This is a genomic window from Sporolactobacillus mangiferae (genome assembly GCF_023336505.1).
Lineage (GTDB): Bacteria > Bacillota > Bacilli > Bacillales > Sporolactobacillaceae > Sporolactobacillus > Sporolactobacillus mangiferae.
Genome location: NZ_JAMAST010000041.1, coordinates 1 through 2,184, shown reverse-complemented (window position 1 = coordinate 2,184; position 2,184 = coordinate 1). Strand labels below are relative to the sequence as shown.

The following is a 2,184-nucleotide window of genomic DNA, read 5'->3' as shown; positions in this document are numbered from 1 at the left end:
CGTTAAGCAGAATTACAGGATTATCATGAACAACTATCGTTAATCTTTACTACGAGAGGTCTAAAGCAATTGAGTTTGTAACTCTTGATAAGATTTGCAAGGCTCTTCAGTATTCTATTGATGAAATTATTGTTTATCCTATGGAAGATAAAAAAGAGGCAGTCAAATGAAACACCGTATGCGAGCAGAAACATGACTCGGCCATAAGATTCGATTCGTTGAGAAAAAACCAGATGAGTGGTGGGCAGTGGAAAAAGATATAGGGGCAGCTCTTGACTATTCAAGAACACGAGATATGAACAAGATTATTGATCCAGAAGACAAGGGGGCGACAAAAGTGCGCACCCCTGGTGGTGAACAGACAATGGTTATCATTTCTGAATTCGGCATTTATGATGCAATCATTGGAAGTCATAAAGCTGAAGTAAAAGAGTTCAAGCTCTGGGTAAAAAAGATTCTGAAAGAACTAAGGGAATCGGCGGGATTAGAAGGATTTCAGATATTCCACATGTTGGATAAGAAAGAACAGAATTCTCAAATGAAGCGAATCAGAGAAAGTTTTCGACAGCCCGTTCGCGTTGATTTCATCAAGGCCAACACCACTGCAAACAAATCTGTTTCAACACGGCATGGCTGTCAGAAAATGATCAGGAAAGGTGATATGACTCCGGACATGCTCGTTGATCGCGAACCCATCTTAGCTGAGGTCGTCGATGACAATTAATGACAGGTATAACCCCGGCATTCATGTTAGCCAAAAAGTGACAGATAAGCTGAATACTGACTTCATGGATCTTTTAGAAATTGCATTTAGGAATGCTCCGGACACGAAGACGCGTGAGGAAATCGTTGAAATTGCTCGATCGTTTAAAGAGAACTTAGAGAAAGTTCGGGTGTGAAATTATGAAGGATGCTTGTTATTTCATTCATGATAGCAATGCCAGATATGACCCTAAGATCCTTGCGATGCGTGCGGTATTTGGTATGGAAGGCTACGGACGTTACTGGTGCCTGATTGAAATACTCCGTGATGAAGACGGATACAAATTGGAAAAGACCAAGCAACTTTACGATGCGTTCGCAATGCGGCAAAAGAATTCGTAGATGCATGCATAAACGAGTTCGGTTTGTTATGCAAAAACGACAATTTTATATGGTCGAAGACATTGATCACACGCATGGAAAGCAAGGATAAAAAGTCTGAAAAGGCACGAAAAGCCGCACAAAACGGTGGCAGAAATCCAGTCATGACGCGGGTTCAATGCAAATGCAAAGCGATAGCAATGCAGACGCAATGCAACCGCATAGCGAACGGGATACATTTTTCCGATCCTTTATGCCTTTAGGTCGATGATATTCCCTAAATTCGAATCTGAAGCCTGAAGTGTTTCAACCAATTGCGCACCGCTTTGTTGCGCACTGTTTAGAGCCAATTTGGTTACGGCAAGGCTTACATCTTGGCTAAGTAAAGCCTGATGATAACCAATAGATGCAGATGCAACGTCCATGAAAATCACCTCCCTAATTATTTATATCGGTGTGAAATTTAAATTCTTGAAAGAAGGGTAGGGTTTCAGGAAAAACGCAGAGTTCGGAGTGAAGCACGCAGGCTTTTATCAGGAATCGCTGTTTTGAAACAAAGAAGGACACCAAATTTAGGTGTCCAGAAGTGCAAAAGAGCAACGAGCATGAATTAGCTTATTTTGCGGCCCAAGCTTCAATCTCAACCTTAATTTCTGGTCTCGCTAAAGCGGAAACATAGGCAAGTGTTGTAGCCGGAGGAGATTGAGTAGAAAATTTATTCCATTCTTCCAGATACGTTTTCCTATCGAGTTGTTCAGTGAACCAAAAGTTGATCTTAAAAACATTGTTTAGATTTACGCCTTCACTTTCGAAGATGGACCTGATGTTTCCAAAGGCATTCGCAAATTGCGTTTCGATGTCTGACGGTAATATCCCATCTTTATCATTGCCAATTTGACCAGATAGAACAACAAGTTCTGCATCTTTTGGAATCACGGCTACATGGGAATATTGGGCAACCGGAGGGGCAACATTTTCAGGATTTGATTTTCTGATTTTCAATTCTGATACTCCTTTGCTAATTTGTTATTTAGCCATACACAACATACCCATTTTTAACAAGAAAATTTTTGCGGGACTCACAATGTCGGAGCGGGTAGT

The 2,184-nt window shown here is 41.1% G+C and carries 6 protein-coding genes; 4 read left to right on the top strand and 2 right to left on the bottom strand.

Annotation, left to right across the window (positions count from 1 at the left end; genetic code table 11):
• Nucleotides 1–35 precede the first annotated feature (35 nt).
• The 4 genes from M3N64_RS14240 to M3N64_RS13925 are packed head-to-tail and all read left to right on the top strand — an operon-like array spanning nt 36 to nt 1,104.
• Nucleotides 36–170, top strand: a complete 135-nt coding sequence (locus tag M3N64_RS14240) for a helix-turn-helix domain-containing protein (RefSeq protein ID WP_368389924.1) — start codon at nt 36–38, stop codon at nt 168–170.
• A 38-nt stretch (nt 171–208) separates the two neighbouring features.
• Nucleotides 209–724 carry a BRO-N domain-containing protein gene (locus M3N64_RS13935; protein ID WP_438271025.1) on the top strand — a complete coding sequence of 172 codons (516 nt, stop codon included), beginning with the start codon at nt 209–211 and terminating at the stop codon, nt 722–724.
• Nucleotides 714–899 (top strand): hypothetical protein, encoded by a 186-nt coding sequence (locus tag M3N64_RS13930; RefSeq protein WP_249104276.1) that lies wholly within the window; start codon nt 714–716, stop codon nt 897–899. Before M3N64_RS13935 ends, M3N64_RS13930 begins: the two co-directional genes overlap by 11 nt.
• Nucleotides 900–903: 4 nt before the next feature.
• Complete coding sequence (locus M3N64_RS13925; protein ID WP_249104272.1) at nt 904–1,104, top strand: Lin1244/Lin1753 domain-containing protein; 201 nt, start codon at nt 904–906, stop codon at nt 1,102–1,104.
• Between the two features lie 230 nt (nt 1,105–1,334).
• On the opposite strand, the gene M3N64_RS13920 is transcribed toward M3N64_RS13925, so the two are convergent.
• Complete coding sequence (locus M3N64_RS13920; protein ID WP_249104269.1) at nt 1,335–1,508, bottom strand: YjfB family protein; 174 nt, start codon at nt 1,506–1,508, stop codon at nt 1,335–1,337.
• A 190-nt stretch (nt 1,509–1,698) separates the two neighbouring features.
• Nucleotides 1,699–2,085, bottom strand: coding sequence for a RidA family protein (locus M3N64_RS13915; protein ID WP_249104266.1), 387 nt, complete (start codon nt 2,083–2,085; stop codon nt 1,699–1,701).
• Between the last annotated feature and the right edge of the window lie 99 nt (nt 2,086–2,184).

What these genes read in the sequence shown, in the direction of transcription:
- M3N64_RS13930 (WP_249104276.1), top strand. Translation starts at nt 714, where the DNA reads ATGACAATTAATGACAGGTATAACCCCGGCATTCATGTTAGCCAAAAA.
- M3N64_RS13925 (WP_249104272.1), top strand. Translation starts at nt 904, where the DNA reads ATGAAGGATGCTTGTTATTTCATTCATGATAGCAATGCCAGATATGAC.
- M3N64_RS13920 (WP_249104269.1), bottom strand. Translation starts at nt 1,508, where the DNA reads ATGGACGTTGCATCTGCATCTATTGGTTATCATCAGGCTTTACTTAGC.